Annotated in this window: 12 protein-coding genes; 10 read left to right on the top strand and 2 right to left on the bottom strand. The window is 46.8% G+C overall.

All coding sequences use genetic code 11. The features are described from left to right. Positions 1-31: 31 nt before the first annotated feature. A complete protein-coding gene (locus ACF8EG_RS24440; protein ID WP_020840096.1) occupies positions 32-991 on the bottom strand; it encodes a TIGR01212 family radical SAM protein in 960 nt (319 codons plus the stop codon). Positions 992-1542: 551 nt separating this feature from the next. On the opposite strand from ACF8EG_RS24440, the gene gltB (ACF8EG_RS24435) reads away from it, so the two are divergent. From gltB (ACF8EG_RS24435) to ACF8EG_RS24390, 10 genes are all read left to right on the top strand, one after another. Next, positions 1543-6096, top strand: coding sequence for a glutamate synthase large subunit (gene gltB, locus ACF8EG_RS24435; protein WP_053815948.1), 4554 nt, complete (start codon positions 1543-1545; stop codon positions 6094-6096). Further along, positions 6096-7565, top strand: a complete 1470-nt coding sequence (locus tag ACF8EG_RS24430) for a glutamate synthase subunit beta (protein ID WP_069505183.1) — start codon at positions 6096-6098, stop codon at positions 7563-7565. Before gltB (ACF8EG_RS24435) ends, ACF8EG_RS24430 begins: the two co-directional genes overlap by 1 nt. A 451-nt stretch (positions 7566-8016) precedes the next feature. Further along, positions 8017-12480 carry a glutamate synthase large subunit gene (gltB, locus tag ACF8EG_RS24425; protein WP_069505185.1) on the top strand — a complete coding sequence of 1488 codons (4464 nt, stop codon included), beginning with the start codon at positions 8017-8019 and terminating at the stop codon, positions 12478-12480. A gap of 21 nt (positions 12481-12501) precedes the next feature. Next, the gene (locus tag ACF8EG_RS24420) at positions 12502-13914 is read left to right on the top strand and encodes an FAD-dependent oxidoreductase (protein ID WP_023584951.1); all 1413 of its coding nucleotides are present in this window, start codon (positions 12502-12504) and stop codon (positions 13912-13914) included. 91 nt (positions 13915-14005) lie between these two features. Next, positions 14006-14434, top strand: a complete 429-nt coding sequence (locus tag ACF8EG_RS24415) for a DUF1499 domain-containing protein (RefSeq protein ID WP_069505187.1) — start codon at positions 14006-14008, stop codon at positions 14432-14434. Positions 14435-14496: 62 nt separating this feature from the next. Beyond that, complete coding sequence (gene mtnN, locus ACF8EG_RS24410) at positions 14497-15192, top strand: 5'-methylthioadenosine/S-adenosylhomocysteine nucleosidase (protein ID WP_005461186.1); 696 nt, start codon at positions 14497-14499, stop codon at positions 15190-15192. Between the two features lie 12 nt (positions 15193-15204). Further along, positions 15205-16158 carry a cobalamin biosynthesis family protein gene (locus tag ACF8EG_RS24405; protein ID WP_069505189.1) on the top strand — a complete coding sequence of 318 codons (954 nt, stop codon included), beginning with the start codon at positions 15205-15207 and terminating at the stop codon, positions 16156-16158. Then, complete coding sequence (gene btuF / locus ACF8EG_RS24400) at positions 16158-16982, top strand: vitamin B12 ABC transporter substrate-binding protein BtuF (protein ID WP_025795738.1); 825 nt, start codon at positions 16158-16160, stop codon at positions 16980-16982. Before ACF8EG_RS24405 ends, btuF begins: the two co-directional genes overlap by 1 nt. 71 nt (positions 16983-17053) lie before the next feature. Beyond that, positions 17054-17674 carry a TRIC cation channel family protein gene (locus ACF8EG_RS24395; RefSeq protein ID WP_005461192.1) on the top strand — a complete coding sequence of 207 codons (621 nt, stop codon included), beginning with the start codon at positions 17054-17056 and terminating at the stop codon, positions 17672-17674. A gap of 132 nt (positions 17675-17806) precedes the next feature. After that, on the top strand, positions 17807-18667 hold the full coding sequence (locus tag ACF8EG_RS24390; RefSeq protein WP_011105668.1) for a LysR family transcriptional regulator: 861 nt from the start codon (positions 17807-17809) through the stop codon (positions 18665-18667). Here ACF8EG_RS24390 and ACF8EG_RS24385 read toward each other — a convergent pair. Beyond that, entirely contained in the window at positions 18603-19382 is a 780-nt protein-coding gene (locus ACF8EG_RS24385; RefSeq protein WP_031850002.1) for a TSUP family transporter, read from the bottom strand. The genes ACF8EG_RS24390 and ACF8EG_RS24385 overlap by 65 nt on opposite strands. Positions 19383-19394 lie beyond the last annotated feature (12 nt).

Raw genomic sequence — 19394 nt, 5'->3', positions numbered from 1 at the left:
TCCACCTATAAAGCAAACTGCTAAAAATATATCAGTTATTTATTGAGCAATCTGCTTTTAATTCCGGCTTCGTGTAGATAAAAGGCTTTCCTATTAAGCTGCCTTGAGCGCCATCTTTATTTAATGCGCGACCAATTTCAGTCATGGCTAACCAACGGTTTTCACACCAAAGCGGGGACAACAACGTTGGACGACGAGCTGCGGAAGAGACACGATGAAACACAACATCAGCGGGCGTCATACGAATCATTTCACTGGCAATCGCAACATATTCTTCCAATTCAGGAGCTTCTAATCTGCCAGCTCTCCAAGCTTTCGCCATCGTACTGCCTTCCACAATATGCAGGCCATGTAACTTGATGCCATCAGTGCCCACGGCCAGCACTTTTTGCAGCGTTTCAATATTATCGTCGCGGGTTTCTTTCGGTAATCCAACAATCAAATGAGTACAAACTTTGATCCCTAAGGCTCGAGCTCGCTGAGTGATCTCCGCATAACATTCAAAATCATGTCCGCGGTTGATGCGTTTGAGCGTATCGTTATTTGCAGTTTGAAGACCTAGCTCAAGCCAAATTTCATAACCTTGGTTTACGTAATCCGACAGCAAATCTAATACCGAGTCAGGCACACAGTCTGGGCGAGTTCCCACACACAAACCCACAATATCAGCAGCTTTAAGTGCTTCTTCATACATATTTTTCAGTACTTGTACTTCTGCATAGGTACTGGTGTACGCCTGAAAATAAGCCAGATACTTCTTCGCTCGATGGATCTCTCCAGCACGATCTTTCAATTGATCGTGGATGCTTTTGATCTGCACTTCTTCGTCAGCAAACGAAGCCACATTACAAAATGTACAACCACCTCGGCCAATCGTGCCGTCGCGGTTTGGGCAACTAAAGCCACCATGTAAAGTCAGCTTATGGACTTTTTCGCCGTAACGACGCTGAAGATCTTGGCCTAGTGTATTGACCAACTCATGTAACTGCATAGATTCTCACCAATAGTAAACCGTAATAAATCTCACTACGATTTATGTAACTAAATTACATCCCTGCAAGAAAAAACAAACAATATTACTCAATCCAAACAACGCCCAATCGGTGTGAAATCAATAAACTTGCATAAATACAGACAAAAAAGCGTCATGTTGCGTAAATGTTAAACTAAAAATGCATATTTAAACGAAAAAATTGGGTCACAGAGGCGACTTTTCATTGCAATCCGAAGTAACAAAATTGTAGGATACTTACACAACCCCGCATTTTTTGTGACTTTTATTACAGCACGCACAGCGGAAATTGTCGGTGTTATCCCACTCCCACCTATATAAATCACTAAATAGTGAGAATAAATAAAGGGATATCACCAAGGATTGTTTTTCTCGCAATACTTTTCCTGCGAGATACGGAAAGGAATCAAGACCAGTCAACCTCGACTGGTGGCGATAATAAATATAAAGGACAAGACGCATCATGTGTCACAAGGCAACTTCGGTCTGCCTCGTACCTTTGCGTCGCATTGAACTGGAAGGATGTATCTATGGTAGATAGAGAGCAAAATTCACAGGGTCTATACACTCCGGAATTGGAGCATGACGCTTGTGGTATCGGTTTTGTTGCTCACCTTAAAAACCGTAAATCTCATGAAGTAGTGACTCAAGCATTGGATATGCTGGCTCGCATGGAACACCGTGGCGGTCAAGGTTGTGACCCATGCAGCGGTGACGGTGCGGGTATTTTGTTGCAAAAACCTCATGAATTCCTATTAGAAGAGGCCGTTAAACTAGGCATTAAACTGCCTTCGTTTGAAAAGTATGGCGTTGGTGTCGTTCTTTTCCCGAAAGACGAATACAAACGCGAACAATGCCGTGACATTTTAGAGCGTAATGCCAAACGCTTAGATCTCGAAGTCATCGGCTACCGCGTATTACCAACCGACAACTCCATGATTGGTGCCGACCCTCTAAGCACAGAGCCTCAATTTGAGCACGTGTTTATCTCCGGCGGCCCTGGCATCACACCTGAAGAGCTAGAACGCAAACTTTACGTACTTCGTAATTACACCGTACGCGTTTGCCTAGAAAGCGTTTCGAACATTGGTGACGACTTCTACATTAACTCAATGTCTTACAAGACATTGGTGTACAAAGGTCAGTTAACGACAGAGCAAGTGCCTCAGTACTTCCTTGATCTGCAAAACCCGACCATGGTGACCGCTCTGGCACTGGTACACTCTCGTTTCTCTACCAATACCTTCCCGAAATGGCGTCTTGCACAGCCTTTCCGTTACATCGCTCACAACGGTGAAATCAACACAGTTCGCGGTAACTTGAACTGGATGAAAGCCCGTGAAGCAATCCTAGAATCAGACCTGTTTACTCAGGCTGAAATCGACATGCTTCTTCCTATCTGTCAGGAAGGCAGCTCAGATTCATCAAACTTTGATATGGCACTTGAGCTCCTAGTTCTTTCTGGTCGTAGCCTGCCACATGCCTTAATGATGATGATCCCTGAAGCATGGCAAGAAAATAAAAACATGGATCCTAAGCGTCGCGCGTTTTACCAGTACCACGCAAACATTATGGAACCGTGGGATGGCCCGGCATCTGTCTGTTTTACCGATGGTGTTCAAGTAGGTGCAACGCTCGACCGCAACGGTCTACGCCCTTCTCGCTACACAGTGACCAAAGATAACTTCCTAGTCATGGCATCAGAATCTGGCGTAGTGGATATTGCACCAGAGAACGTAGAGTTCCGTGGTCGTCTGCAACCAGGTCGTATCTTCGTTGCGGATCTAGAGCAAGGTCGCATCATTTCTGATGAAGAAGTGAAAGACACCATCGCAACGGCACAACCTTACGAGAAGTGGGTAGAAGAAAACCTACTGAGCTTGAAGAAGCTGCCTGATGCGAGCAACCAGTTCAGCCAACCTAAGCCAGAACATCTTCTACACCGTCAACAAGCGTTTGGCGTAAGTACTGAAGAAGTGAACGAAATCATCGTTCCAATGGCAAATGAAGGTAAAGAACCGCTATCTGCAATGGGTGCTGACTGGCCGCTGGCCGTGCTGTCACACCAGTCGCAACATCTTTCAAACTACTTCAAGCAGTTGTTTGCGCAGGTAACCAACCCACCGATCGACCCGATCCGTGAGCGTATGGTAATGTCGTTGAATACTTACTTGGGTAAAGACCAAAACCTTCTGACAGAAACGCCACTTCACTGTCAGAAAGTGGAATTGGAATCGCCAGTTCTGGCTAACTCTGAGCTTGAGAAACTGCGTGCAATCGACAATGAGCACCTGCAAGCCAAAACTCTGGATATCGTATTCCAAGCCAGTGAAGACCAAGGCAAGCTTGAGCGCGCACTAAAACGTATCTGCCAATACGCCGAAGATGCGGTTATCGATGGTTACTCAATCATCCTTCTAACTGACCGTGCAGTGAACTCAAACCACGCGGCGATCCCAGCAATGCTGGCAGTTGGTGCAGTACATCACCATTTGATCCGTAAAGGTCTACGAGCGAAGTGTGACATCGTGGTTGAAACCGGTGACGCGCGTGAAACGCACCACTTTGCAACGCTACTTGGTTACGGTGCGAATGCGGTTAACCCGTACCTAGTGATTGAAACCATCATTGAACTTCAACGTACTAAGAAGTTGGATCCAGAAGCGAACCCTCGCGATCTGTTCAACAACTACCGTAAAGCGATCAATGGCGGTCTTCTGAAGATCTTCTCGAAGATGGGTATCTCAACCCTGCAGTCGTACCATGGTGCGCAAATCTTCGAAGCGTTAGGCATCCACAAGTCAGTGGTAGATAAGTACTTCACAGGTACCGTTTCTCGTATCCAAGGTTTGACTCTGGATGACATCGCGAAAGAAGTGCTGATTCGCCACCGCATCGGTTACCCACAACGCGAAATCCCAATTCAAATGCTGGATGTGGGCGGTGTTTACCAGTGGAAACAACGTGGTGAGAAACACCTATTCAACCCAGAAACTATCTCTCTACTCCAGCAATCAACTCGCAACAAAGATTACGAGCAGTTCAAGCAGTATGCGAGTGCCGTCGATAAACAAGGCGACAACGCGGTAACGCTACGTAGCCAACTGGAGTTCATCAAGAACCCAGCGGGCTCTATCTCTATCGACGAAGTAGAACCAATCGAAAGCATCGTAAAACGCTTTGCAACAGGCGCAATGTCGTTTGGTTCGATCTCTTATGAAGCGCACTCAACACTGGCAGTTGCGATGAACCGTCTTGGCGCGAAATCGAACTCTGGTGAAGGTGGTGAAGACCCAATGCGTTTCGAGCGCAAAGAAAATGGTGATTGGGAACGCTCTGCAATCAAACAGGTGGCTTCTGGTCGTTTCGGTGTGACGTCTTACTACCTGACTAACGCTGAAGAACTTCAAATCAAGATGGCTCAAGGTGCGAAACCGGGTGAAGGTGGTCAGCTACCAGGAGACAAAGTGGATGACTGGATCGGTGCCACTCGTCACTCGACTCCAGGCGTCGGTCTGATCTCACCACCGCCACACCACGATATCTACTCAATCGAAGATTTGGCTCAGCTGATCTACGACTTGAAGAACGCTAACCGTGCGGGCCGCGTTAACGTGAAACTGGTATCGGAAGCGGGCGTAGGTACGATCGCTTCTGGTGTTGCGAAAGCGAAAGCGGACGTTGTGCTTATCGCAGGTTTCGATGGCGGTACGGGTGCGTCACCAATGTCTTCAATCCGTCATACTGGTCTTCCTTGGGAACTGGGCTTGGCAGAAACCCACCAAACGCTACTGAAGAACGGCCTACGTAACCGTATCGTTGTTCAAGCAGATGGTCAGATGAAGACACCTCGTGACCTTGCAGTCGCAACACTACTAGGTGCAGAAGAATGGGGCGTAGCAACCGCAGCATTGGTGGTTGAAGGCTGTATCATGATGCGTAAGTGTCATAAGAACACCTGTCCTGTTGGTATCGCGACTCAGAACAAAACACTTCGCGAGCGCTTTGATGGTCGCGTAGAAGACGTCGTAACCTTCTTCCAATACATGGCCCAAGGTCTACGAGAAATCATGGCTGAACTTGGCTTCCGCACTATCGATGAGATGGTAGGGCAAGGTCAAAAACTGAAAGTTCGCCAAGACGTTTCTCATTGGAAATACAAGAACCTAGATCTATCTCCTGTACTTCATGTTGAACAGCCTCGCGAAGCTGATGGCGTATTTAACCAAGCGCAGCAGAACCACAACCTTGAAGCAGTACTAGACCGTAAGCTGATTCAAGCCGCAATTCCAGCTCTAGAAAAAGGTGAAGCAGTAAGTGCTGACTTCCCTATCGTTAACACAGACCGCTCTGTCGGAACCATGCTGTCTAATGAAATTTCGAAAGTGTACAAAGACCAAGGTCTACCTCAACCAATGAATGTCAAATTCAAAGGTTCTGCAGGTCAATCTTTCGGCGCGTTCCTCGCTAAGGGCGTGAAGTTCGAAGTGGAAGGTGATGCAAACGACTACTGGGGTAAAGGCTTATCTGGCGGTACTTTGGTGCTCTACCCAGACGCGAAATCGAGCATTGTCGCAGAAGACAACATCGTAGTTGGTAACGTATGTTTCTACGGTGCAACTTCGGGTGAGTCTTTCATTCGCGGTATGGCAGGTGAACGTTTCTGTGTTCGTAACTCAGGCGCGAAAGTGGTTGTAGAAGGTGTCGGTGACCACGGTTGTGAATACATGACGGGCGGTGCAGCCATCATCCTGGGTTCAACAGGTCGTAACTTTGCTGCAGGTATGAGTGGCGGCGTGGCCTACGTATGGGATAAATCAGGCGACTTTGAGTCGAAACTGAACCCAGAGCTGGTTGACCTAGACCCAATCGAGCAAGAAGACAGAGATCTGTTACTCGACATGCTGACTAAGCATGTCCAATTCACAGGAAGTGAAGTCGCTCAGTCTTTCCTAGACAATTTTGAAGCAAGCCTAAACTCTATGGTTAAGGTGATGCCGCGCGATTACAAAGCGGTTCTTCAAAAGCGTAAAGCTGAGGAGGCTCAGTCTCAAGGAAATGAAACTCAAGCGGAGGCAGTGTAATGGGTAAGCCTACTGGATTTTTAGAGCATGGTCGTGAACTACCACAGAAGATCGACCCAGCTGAACGTATCAAGAACAACAAAGAGTTCGTTCTGAACGAGGAGTTTGGTAGCAAAATCAATACTCAGGCTTCTCGTTGTATGGATTGTGGTGTGCCGTTTTGTCATAACGGCTGCCCTATCGGCAACATCATCCCAGAATTTAACGATGCGGTTTATCGTGATAGCTGGGAAGAAGCATGGAACATTCTAAGTTCAACCAACAACTTCCCGGAGTTTACTGGTCGAGTTTGTCCCGCTCCTTGTGAAAGTGCATGTGTGCTTGGCATTAACCAAGACCCAATCACTATTTGTAATATTGAGAAAACCATCGTGGAAACGGCGTATCGTGAAGGATACGCCAAACCAAAAACTCCGCGTTCTCGCACTGGTAAAACAGTCGCTATTATTGGTTCTGGCCCTGCGGGTCTTGCGGCTGCCGAGCAGCTAAACAGCGCAGGCCATACCGTGACCGTATTCGAGCGTGACGAGAAAGTGGGTGGTCTGCTGCGTTTCGGTATTCCAGATTTCAAACTGAGCATGGAAGTCATTGATCGTAAGATCAATCTAATGGCAGAAGCTGGCGTTGAGTTTAGAGTAAATCAACACGTTGGTGTCGATGTAAACGCGCAACAACTGCGTCAAGAGTACGATGTGGTACTGCTGACTGGTGGCTCAACCGTTCCTCGCGATCTTTCTGTTCCGGGACGCGATCTAAAAGGCGTGTACTTTGCAATGCAGTTCCTCGGACAAAACAATCGCCGAGCAAACAACATGGATCTAAAAGGTGAAGAAATTCACGCAGCAGAAAAACATGTTGTCGTAATCGGTGGTGGTGATACCGGTTCAGACTGTGTGGGTACATCAAACCGTCACGGCGCAGCAAGCATAACTCAAGTTGAAATCATGCCGATTCCACCAGAGAAGCGCCCAGCCAATATGCCTTGGCCTCAATACCCAATGATCCTACGCACTTCGACTTCTCATGAAGAAGGTGTCGATCGTCACTGGAACATCTTGACCAAAGAGTTCATCGGTAACGACAAAGGTGAAGTTACAGGTCTTCGTCTTGCAGACATCGTTTGGGAAGATGCGAAACCAGGCGAGCGCCCAAACTTTAAAGAAGTAGAAGGCAGCGAGCGCGTGATCCCATGTGACATGGCTTTCCTAGCGATGGGCTTCCTGCACCCAGAACCAACTGGCGTGCTTGCTCAACTGGATATCGCACTCGATGATCGCGGCAACGTTGCAACGCAAGGTTTCGCGACGAATCAAGAAGGCGTATTCGCCGCAGGTGATATGCGTACTGGCCAATCTTTGGTGGTTCGTTGTATCAACGAAGGTCGCGAATGTGCTCGTGCTATTGATGAATACCTGATGGGTGGCACTAACCTTGAAGCAAAAGCAAATTCGCTAATGCTTTCAGCATAAAGGGGGCATTCACGCTTCCTTCTTTCAAAGTCATCACTTAGCCATCAGCGATATCGATGGCTAAAGACCAAGAAAGAAAACAATTCCTTCCAATCTTTATCTTTTGACCAGCATTTTATGCTGGTCTTTTTTATTCCTCCCAGCATCAAATGTTACTTTTTTGTAACAATCAATTTTCTATCTCATTGAAATTATTATACTATTTTAGGTAATTAAACGGTAAATCGCATATTCACGTGATTATCCACTAATAACTTGACCTTTTTTACAATAAGCTATAGCTTGTGAAGTTGATGAAAATAAAACACACAAATCTTGTTAAATATTTTTCTAAATTAACTGAATAAATACACACAAAAATATAAAAGTGACGCATAGTTAGTCATCACTATCAACGTAAGCAGTGTTGATGTATCTGTCGGGATGACAGATAAGCAAAGGGAGAATTGCAATGGCTCTTTATGATCCAAGTCTTGAGAAAGACAACTGTGGATTTGGCTTGATCGCACATATGGAAGGCGAGCAAAGCCATAAGCTGGTTCGTACAGCAATTTCTGCACTTGACCGAATGACCCACCGTGGTGGTATTGCCGCCGATGGTAAAACAGGTGATGGTTGTGGTCTTCTTTTACAAAAGCCCGATTCCTATTTACGCCTTATCGCCGAAGAGAATGGTTTCAACCTAGGCAAACAATATGCCGTAGGGATGCTTTTCTTCAGCCAAGATCCGGTTAAAGCTCAATTATCTAAAGACATCGTCAATAAAGAACTCGCTCAAGAGACCTTAACGGTTGCGGGTTGGCGCGAAGTTCCAACAAATTCTGCAGTACTCGGCCCGATTGCGGCCAACTCACTGCCCAATATTCAGCAAGTCTTTATCTCAGCTCCAGCGGGCTGGCGTGAACGCGACATTGAACGTCGTCTCTATATTGCCCGTCGCCGTATGGAAAAACAGATCACCGAGGATCCTGATTTCTACATCTGCAGCTTATCGACGCAAGTGCTGGTGTACAAAGGTTTGTGCATGCCTGCAGATTTGCCTCGCTTCTACCTTGATCTTGCTGATCTACGCATGGAATCCGCTATCTGCCTGTTCCACCAGCGTTTTTCAACCAACACTCAACCTCGCTGGCCACTGGCGCAGCCGTTCCGTTATCTTGCTCACAACGGTGAGATCAATACCATAGAAGGCAACCGCCAATGGGCCCGAGCGCGTGCTTATAAGTTCTCTTCCCCATTGCTGCCCGATTTACAAACCGCAGCTCCGTTTGTAAATGAGACTGGTTCGGATTCTTCAAGTCTGGATAACATGTTGGATCTGTTCTTGGCCGGCGGCATGGATATCTTCCGAGCCATGCGAATGCTTGTTCCACCAGCATGGCAAAATCACCCAGATATGGATCCCGATCTACGAGCCTTCTATGATTTCAACTCCAAACACATGGAGCCTTGGGATGGCCCTGCAGGGATCGTACTTTCCGATGGCCGCTACGCAGCATGTAACCTCGACCGAAACGGTCTGCGCCCAGCTCGCTACGTGATCACAAAAGACAAGTTGATCACGCTGGCTTCTGAAATCGGTATTTGGGATTACGCACCAGACGAAGTTGCGAAAAAAGGTCGTGTTGGCCCTGGTGAGTTGTTAGTTGTCGATACTCGTAAAGGTAAACTGTGGCAATCAAGCGAGATCGATAACGATCTCAAATCTCGTCACCCATACCGCGAATGGATGGAAAACAACGTTCGCAAACTAACGCCATTCTCTCAGTTACCTGAAGATCAAGTGGGTGAACGAAGCTTCGATGAAGATTTGCTTAAGACCTATCAAAAGCAATTCGCTATGACCAATGAAGAAGTGGATCAGGTGCTGCGTGTACTTGGCGATATGGGTCAAGAAGCCGTAGGCTCTATGGGCGATGACACGCCAATGGCAGTACTGTCTTCGAAAGAGCGTTTGGTTACCGATTACTTCCGCCAGAAGTTTGCTCAGGTCACCAACCCGCCTATCGATCCACTACGTGAAAAGCATGTTATGTCGTTAGCCACCAGTATAGGTCAGGAGATGAACGTCTTCTGTGAAACCGACGGCCACGCGCATCGAGTGACATTTGATTCTCCAGTGCTACTTTACTCTGACATGCAGCAGTTGCTTGAGCTGGATGACGATCACTACCGCAATACCATTCTCGACATAAACTACGATCCACAAGAGAAAGATCTCAAGCAAGCGATCGATGACTTATGTGATCAAGCTGAACAAGTGGTGCGAGAAGGTACCGTTTTAGTGGTTCTTTCCGACCGCGCGTTAGTCAAAGGCAAATTGCCAATTCCAGCCGCCATGGCTGTCGGCGCCGTGCAAACTCGCTTAGTTACAGCCAACCTTCGCTGTGATGCCAACATCGTCGCGGAAACCGCAACCGCACGTGACCCTCATCAATTTGCCGTATTGCTAGGCTTTGGCGCTACGGCGGTTTATCCGTATCTAGCTTATGAAGCGTTAGGCAAATTGATTGACGATGGTGCCCTAGATAAAGACTACCGTGATGTTATGCAGAACTATCAGTATGGCATCAACAAAGGCTTGTACAAAATCATGTCGAAGATGGGTATTTCGACCATCGCCTCTTACCGTTGCTCACAACTGTTCGAAGCTGTTGGGTTGAGCCGAGAAGTGGTTGACTTGTGCTTTAAAGGCGTAACCACTCGCATCGAAGGCGCAAACTTTGATGATTTCCAACAAGATTTAACCAACTTGTCCCGCAAGGCGTGGGCAAAACGTAAATCGATTGAACATGGCGGATTACTCAAATACGTACATGGCGGTGAGTACCATGCCTACAACCCTGATGTGGTTGGTACACTGCAAAAAGCGGTGAAATCTGGTGAAAGTAACGATTATCAAAGTTTTGCCAAACAAGTAAACGAGCGCCCTGTCGCGATGTTGCGTGACCTAATGGCACTGAAAAAATCTGACTCGCCATTGCCACTTGAACGAATCGAACCTAAAACAGAATTGTTCAAACGTTTTGATTCTGCCGCCATGTCTATCGGAGCGTTGAGCCCAGAAGCACACGAAGCACTTGCAACGGCGATGAACCGTCTTGGTGGTTACTCTAACTCTGGCGAAGGTGGTGAAGATCCTCGTCGTTTTGGCACCGAGCGTAACTCGCGAATCAAGCAGATCGCATCAGGCCGTTTTGGGGTTACGCCTCATTACCTAACCAATGCAGACGTACTGCAAATCAAGGTTGCGCAAGGAGCTAAACCTGGTGAAGGTGGTCAGCTACCAGGGCACAAAGTCACGGCAGAAATCGCCAAGCTGCGTTACTCGGTGCAAGGGGTGACGTTAATCTCCCCTCCTCCACATCATGATATTTATTCGATCGAGGATTTAGCCCAGCTGATCTTCGACCTAAAACAAGTCAACCCGAATGCCCTGGTTTCGGTGAAACTCGTCTCCGAGCCTGGTGTTGGCACCATAGCCACAGGGGTCGCAAAAGCTTACGCCGACCTCATCACTATCTCAGGTTACGATGGCGGTACGGCCGCAAGTCCACTGACTTCGGTGAAATACGCAGGTAGTCCTTGGGAACTTGGCCTCGCAGAAACCCAACAAGCACTGGTTGCAAATGGCCTTCGCCATAAGATTCGTCTTCAAGTAGATGGCGGGTTAAAAACAGGGCTAGATGTTGTTAAGGCCGCAATTCTTGGTGCGGAAAGCTTCGGATTTGGTACCGCACCAATGGTTGCTATGGGTTGTAAATTCTTACGTATTTGCCACTTGAACAGCTGTGCAACGGGTGTGGCAACTCAAGATGAAACCCTTCGTAAAGAGTACTTTAAAGGCTTACCAGAAATGGTAATGAACTATTTTACTGGCCTTGCCGATGAAGTACGTGAGTTACTCGCAGAACTTGGCGTAGAGAAACTGACAGACTTAATTGGTCGTACTGATTTACTTGAAGCCGTCGAGGGATTCACAGCGAAGCAAACCAAGTTGGATCTATCAAACATCTTAGAAGCTCCTATTTCAGCCGAAGGTCATCCACTATTTTGGACGGAGCCAAACAAACCGTTTGATAAAGCCGAACTCAACCAAAAAATCGTTGATGATGCCTTGAATGCTGTCGAAAACAGCCAATCAGCAAGTTTCTTCTACAACGTCATCAACACCGACCGTTCTGTTGGCGCGCGTTTATCTGGTGAGATAGCAAAACGCTATGGCAACCAAGGTTTGGCAGCTTCGCCAATCAAAATCTATCTAGATGGTACGGCTGGCCAGTCGTTTGGCGTTTGGAATGCGGGCGGCGTAGAGCTTTACCTCACTGGTGACGCGAACGACTACGTAGGCAAAGGTATGGCAGGCGGTAAGATCGCGATTAAACCTCACCTAGGCACTGCATTTAAATGTAACGAAGCCACCATTATCGGTAACACATGTTTGTACGGCGCGACAGGAGGAAAACTGTTTGCTGCGGGTAAAGCAGGAGAGCGTTTTGGTGTTCGTAACTCTGGCACCATCGCCGTCATAGAAGGCGCGGGTGATAACGCTTGTGAATACATGACTGGCGGCATTGTGGCTATTCTTGGCGCCACAGGTGTGAACTTCGGCGCTGGTATGACGGGCGGTTTTGCTTACGTGTTGGATGAAAATCAAGACTTCCAAGGTCGTGTAAACAACGAATCGGTGGAAGCCATTTCACTGTCGGATCTATACATCCACCAAGAGCACTTGCGCGGCCTAATTGCGGAGCATCTCGAAGAGACTGGCTCTAGCCATGCAGAACATATTTTGGCGAACTTTGACGAATGGATTCCGAAGTTCTACTTGGTGAAACCTCAAGCGGCTGACTTAAACACGCTACTTGGTCACCAAAGCCGCAGCGCTGCTGAACTGCGCGTTCAAGCCCAATAAATCATGGAGGATGTTTGAATCATGAGTCAGAACGTTTACCAATTTATCGATGTTCAACGCGTAGATCCGGCGAAAAAACCAATTAAGATTCGTAAGATTGAGTTTGTTGAAATCTACGAGCCGTTCACGAAACAACAAGCAACGGCGCAAGCCGATCGCTGTTTGGATTGCGGTAACCCATATTGTGAATGGAAGTGCCCTGTCCATAACTACATTCCTCAGTGGCTAAAACTGGCGAATGAAGGTCGAATTTTAGAAGCCGTGGAACTTTCACACCAAACCAACAGCTTGCCTGAAGTGTGTGGCCGAGTGTGTCCGCAAGACCGTTTGTGTGAGGGGTCGTGCACACTAAATGATGATTTTGGTGCAGTCACGATAGGTAACATTGAAAAGTACATCACCGACAAAGCCTTTGAAATGGGCTGGAAGCCTGACATGTCCAAAGTGGAGTGGACGGATAAAAAGGTGGCAATCATCGGCGCTGGCCCTGCTGGTCTGGCAGCAGCAGACATCTTAGTTCGCAACGGTGTAAAACCTGTGGTGTTTGACCGTTACCCAGAGATTGGTGGCCTACTAACCTTTGGTATTCCTTCTTTCAAATTGGAAAAAGGGGTCATGGAAAATCGTCGTCGGGTATTTACCGAAATGGGCGTTGAGTTCCGCATGAATGTGGAAGTCGGCCAAGATGTGCAGATGCAAGAACTGCTTGATGAATACGATGCGGTTTTCTTAGGTGTGGGCACATACAAATACATGCGCGCGGGTTTGGAAAATGAAGACGCGCCGGGCGTTTATGACGCCCTACCATTTTTGATTTCCAATACCTATAAGGTTATGGAGCTAGAACATAACCAACCGTTTATCGATATGGCTGGCAAAAAAGTAGTAGTGCTTGGTGGTGGTGATACCGCGATGGACTGCGTGCGAACTTCGATCCGTCAAGGCGCATCTAACGTGATTTGTGCCTACCGTCGTGATGAAGAAAACATGCCAGGCTCCCGTCGAGAAGTGAAAAATGCCAAAGAAGAGGGCGTGAAGTTCATGTTTAACCTTCAGCCTTTAGGTATTGAGGTTGATGCGTATGGCAAAGTTTCAGGCGTGAAAGTGGTCAAAACTGCTTTAGGCGAGCCTGATGACGCAGGTCGCCGTCGCCCAGAACCTGTAGAAGGAAGTGAACACGTACTGCCTGCCGATGCTGTCATCATGGCATTTGGTTTCCAACCTCATCAAATGAACTGGCTTACTCCGTTCAATGTTGAACTTGATCAATGGGGACGAATCAAAGCACCCAACAACCAAGAGTTTCAATATCAAACCAGCAATGAAAAGATCTTTGCTGGGGGAGACGCAGTTCGCGGTTCTGATTTAGTGGTAACCGCCATTGATGAAGGACGAAAAGCAGCAGAAGGCATTCTTGATTACTTAAACGTATAGCGTCGTCCCAACACTCAAAAAGGATCCAAAGATTGGATCCTTTTTTCTTTTATTACATATAATTAAATTCCTCTGTTAAGGAATAGAACTCATGAAAAAAGCCGCTCTGATGCTCATCACTTTTCTCGGCTTAACCGCATGCAGCCAAGGAGTCACTTCGATGCCAGATAGAACTCAAACCCCATGTGGAAACAAACCTAACTGCGTTTCAACACAAGACCAACGAGAAGAACACCACCTCGAACCTTTTACTCTCACCGAATCCGCCACATTGGATGCAATTGAGCAAGCAGCATTGCAACTATCGGGGGCTAAAACAGCTGAGAAAGATGGCAATTATCTGCGCATTGAATGCACATCTAAAATCATGCGCTTCGTGGATGATCTCGAATTAAAGATCGACGGGAATACTCTGATCGTGCGTTCAGAATCACGCGTAGGGTATTCCGACTTTAGCGTCAATCGAAAACGGGCCGAGCAATTACGAACCGAACTTTCTAAAGCAGAACTCATCAAATAGAAAACTGCTGACAGGGAGTGCTATACTCTCGCCGATTAAATATTTTACCTAAAGAGAGTGCTATGAAAGTTGGTATCATCGGGGCGATGGAACAAGAAGTGACCATCCTGAAAGAAGCTATGACAAACTGCCAAACCGTAAACAAAGCAGGTTGTACGTTTTTCTCTGGTCAAATTAACGATGTAGATGTAGTGCTACTACAATCTGGTATCGGTAAAGTTGCTGCGGCAGTTGGTACAACAATTCTTCTTGATGAATACCAACCAGATGTGGTTATCAACACAGGTTCTGCTGGTGGTTTCGATTCAAGCCTAAATCTAGGTGACGTAGTGATTTCTACAGAAGTGCGCCACCACGACGCAGACGTGACCGCTTTTGGCTATGAAATTGGTCAAATGGCTGGTCAACCAGCAGCATTCAAAGCGGATGAAAAACTGATGGACCTAGCGGAAAAAGCACTAGAGCAAATGGCAAATACACATGCCGTTCGCGGTTTGATCTGTACGGGCGATGCGTTTGTTTGCACGGCTGAGCGCCAAGCGTTCATTCGTGAAAACTTCCCATCCGTTATTGCGGTTGAAATGGAAGCATCAGCTATTGCTCAGACTTGCCACCAGTTCAACACACCATTTGTTGTTGTTCGTGCTATTTCTGACGTTGCTGATAAAGAATCACCAATGAGCTTTGAAGAATTCCTGCCTCTAGCAGCAAAAAGCTCTTCAGAAATGGTCTTCAAGATGCTGGAACTGGTTAAGTAATCCAAGTCATTCATGGAAGAAATTTTTCAGCAATTCTATGCTAACGGTGCGCTCCTCGTGATGTGGGGCGCATTACTGTTTCACCTGATCCTCCCTATTCCTCATTCCGCTCACCCTGCAACTTTATGGCGCAAGGTAGCCGAACAATTAGCAGAGAAAGTAAATAACCACCATAGCTATTCACAAAGCATTCTCTCAGGAAGCCTCGCTCTTATTTTGATGACATTGCCATGTTTGGTGCTCTTAATCGCTCTAAAGCCTTTAGTTTGGCAAGAGCCTCTGTACGAACTTGCCTTGTTACTATTAGCGTTAGATTGGCGAAGTTGCGAAACCCTCACCAAACAACTTGCCCTCGCCTTGTCGCGTGAGGATAAAACGCGCTGTCGCGATCTACTCAAGCCTTTTGTGAATCGTGATACCGAAACGTTGTCGCTTGTCGGTATAGGTAAAGCCGGAGCTGAAACCATCATTATGGGCTTTGGTCGCAATGTAGTGTGTGTACTGTTTTGGTATGCCATCGCAGGTGGGATTGGTGCGCTCATGTACCGCTTAACCATGGAGCTAGCACGAGCTTGGTCTCCTAGCCGTCGTCAGTATGCGCCATTTGGGAAACCAGCCATTCAAATCGTTGCCGTTTTAGAGCTCATTCCATTGAGATTATTTGCCCTACTGTTGCTTACTGGTCACAATATGTCCGCAGTGCTTAATGGACTCAAACAACAAGCGAAATCTTGGCCATTGCCAGGGCCAGCTTGGGTGCTGTGTACTATCGGCAATAAGTTCCAGCTTTCGTTAGGAGGCCCAGCTCTATACCAAGGCGTCAGAGCAGAACGCACCAAGATTGGTGGACGCATTGTGCCTTCTGCTATTCATCTTGCACAAATCCAAATTTTACTGGTTTGGCGCATCTTTGCTTGGATTGTGATTCAAAGCTTTATTCTAGTACTGATTTATCAAGGATTATGATGAACAAAATTTGCCTATCCCTCTCCCTTTTCTTCTCCTCTCTTACGATGGCGAACGAACCCGTTGAACGAGTGATCAGTTTAGCGCCTCACGCCACAGAGATTGCTTATGCTGCTGGCTTAGGTGACAAACTGATCGCTGTGAGTGAGATGAGTGATTATCCGAAGGAAGCTGGTGAACTGGAGAAAGTATCCAATTACCAAGGCATAAAGTTGGAACGCATCATTGCCCTTCAGCCCGATCTCGTCATTGCTTGGTCTGCGGGTAACCCCGCCAAAGAGCTCGAAAAGTTAAAACAATTTGGCGTACCTATCTACTACTCAACCACGGGTACTTTAGAAGACATCGCAAATAATATTGAGCAGCTGAGTCAATACAGCGATGATCCATCAAAGGGTCAAAAAGCAGCGCGGGACTTTAGAGAGGAGCTAACTGCTCTCAAAGCGAAATACAACACCACAGAGAAAGTCCGCTATTTTTATCAACTCAGCGAAAAGCCGATCATTACTGTGGCAGGTAAAAACTGGCCGAGCGAAGTATTTAACTTCTGTGGTGGAGAAAATGTATTTGCCAATACAGCAGCACCCTATCCTCAAGTCAGTATCGAGCAAGTGATAACACGTCAACCTGAAGTACTCTTCACCTCTCGTCATGCTATGAATGATGATGGAATGTGGGCTCAATGGAAAAATGAACTGCCAGCTCTGCGCAACAATCATGTTTGGTCACTCAATTCTGATTGGATAAATCGCCCAACACCACGCACACTCAATGCGATCATTGAAGTGTGTGAACACTTTGAAAGCGTTAGACGAAAACGCTAACGTTTTCGTTGGAAATGCCGTACAATTTCCGCCCATTTTTGTTCTCACACTTTTTATAGGTACCAAGTAACATGGATTCCATGCTGCTTTATATGATCGATTTATTCGGTACAGCAATCTTCGCTGTGTCTGGTGTTTTACTCGCTGGCCGATTAAAAATGGATCCCTTCGGTGTTATCGTCCTAGGCAGCGTGACTGCCATTGGCGGTGGCACTATTCGTGATATGGCACTTGGTGCGACCCCCGTCTTTTGGATTACCGATACCACTTATCTTTGGGTTATCTTCATCACCTGTTTGTTAACTATGATCTTGGTTCGCAGACCAAAACGGTTAGCTTGGTGGGTTTTACCCGTGTGTGACGCCATCGGTCTGGCCGTATTTGTGGGAATTGGGGTAGAAAAAGCGCTCGCCTACAACGCCTCCGGCATGGTTGCCGTGATCATGGGTGTAATCACCGGTTGCGGTGGCGGCATAATCCGAGATGTCTTAGCCCGAGAGGTACCAATGGTGCTAAGAAGCGAAGTCTACGCCACAGCCTGTATCATTGGTGGCATCTTCCACACGATGGCTGTGAGTATGGGTTACGATCATTCCACGGCCCTGCTCGCAGGTGTTATCTCAACACTAGTGATTCGCCTTGGTGCGATTCGTTGGCATCTATCTTTACCTACTTTCGCCATCAACCGCTAAGCAATTCAAGTACAGCTTTCAATCTAAAGAGCCGACTTTATCTCGGCTCTTCGCATTTTAATTAACACGATTCGCTTATCCCTCAGCAATTCGTTAAATTATCCGTCTCATTCCTAATTTTCATTAATTGCTATGTTATTAGAAGGCATTGAAACGTTACTTGTACTAAGTAAAGAAAAAACCATGAGCCGCACTGGTAGTCAGCTGTACATCAGCCAATCTGCGGTGAGTAAACGTATCGCCAATTTAGAAAAAAAGTTAGGAAAGAAACTGATCGAGCCAAACGGCAGACACATTAAACTAACCTCGGATGCTCTGGCCCTTATCAATACGATAGAGCCCACATTCAATGAGTTACGAGGACAGATTTACGATCAGCAAGAGCTCGAAGATACGTCATTAATAAAAATGGATTGCTCAGAAACTCTCGTCGCAGGTTATCTGAGTATGATTATGGAAGAGCAACTGGCACGCGATCCTTATCTCAGAATCTCCACCAATCACACTCCGAGAATCGTTGAAAACGTAAAATCAGGGCGAGCGACCCTGGGATTCTGCGCTGGTTACTTACCTTCACATCACGGTTTGATGAGCGTTCATCTCGCCGATGAGCCTTTCTCTATAATAAGTAAGCACCCGCTAACTCAATTACCAAAAGCGATTTTAACTAACGATTTGAATAACCCAGCCAATACATATCAGCAAGCCATTTTGTCCAAGTACGAAATCCAACCTTTGATGGAGATGGACTCCTACACTGCGGCAGCGCAATTAGCTTTAAAAGGTATGGCACCAGCACTGATACCTAAATCCATCATCAAAACACTCAACATCGCATCAAATTTTTGTTTTGAATTCGAAGAACTAGAGCCTCTAATTCGCCCAATACACATCTGTCTTCGCCACAACACATACCGCAATCAGCGAATTAAAACAGTGTTAGAAGCCATTGCTGATGTTGTTGCCAAAGAAGTTTTGTTGCCATCAGCATAGACATGGTAATCACTAGAGGTCGAATCCACTTTTGACCTTTGGTAACCACCACTTTTGCGCCAAGTTGAGCGCCAATAAAGCCACCGATCGCCATCGTCAAACCAATTTCCCATACAGGTAACCCTGCTAGAACGAAAAACGACAATGCAGCGATGTTCGAAGTGAAATTCAAAATCTTAGTTCGTGCTGTTGCATCCACGAGGGAAAAGTGGCCAAGAGCAACAAAGCACACAGTAAAAATCGAGCCCGTACCGGGGCCAAAGAAACCATCGTAGAAACCAACTCCACCACCAATACATAATGCAAACATCGCTTCGGCAAGTTTTGGTTCTCCATCGATCTTTCGAGTGCTTGGTGCGAGTAAAAAATAAAGAGAAATCGCAATTAGAAGAACAGGAATCAAACTGGTGAGTACGCTAGCATCAATAAACTGAACAGCCTCGGCACCGATTGCAGCGCCAATAAAAGTACAGAGTATCGCGAAACGCATTTCCTTTAGGCTGACAATACCGTTACGCACGAAATACCAGCTAGCCGAGAAGCTGCCAAACGAACTTTGTAACTTGTTGGTTGCTAGAGCTTGAGTAGGGCTCAATCCCGCAGCCAAAAGCGCAGGAAGCGTGAGGAGCCCTCCACCACCAGCCATTGCATCGATAAAACCAGCCACAGATGCAACCAAAAACAACGCGGTTAATACTTCTAAAGTAAGCTCCACTTACACTTCCTT

It is taken from the genome of Vibrio sp. YQ_11 (assembly GCF_043103065.1).
GTDB lineage: Bacteria > Pseudomonadota > Gammaproteobacteria > Enterobacterales > Vibrionaceae > Vibrio > Vibrio parahaemolyticus.
Note: the sequence above shows the minus strand (reverse complement) of the source record. Positions and strands in the feature narration are given on the sequence as shown.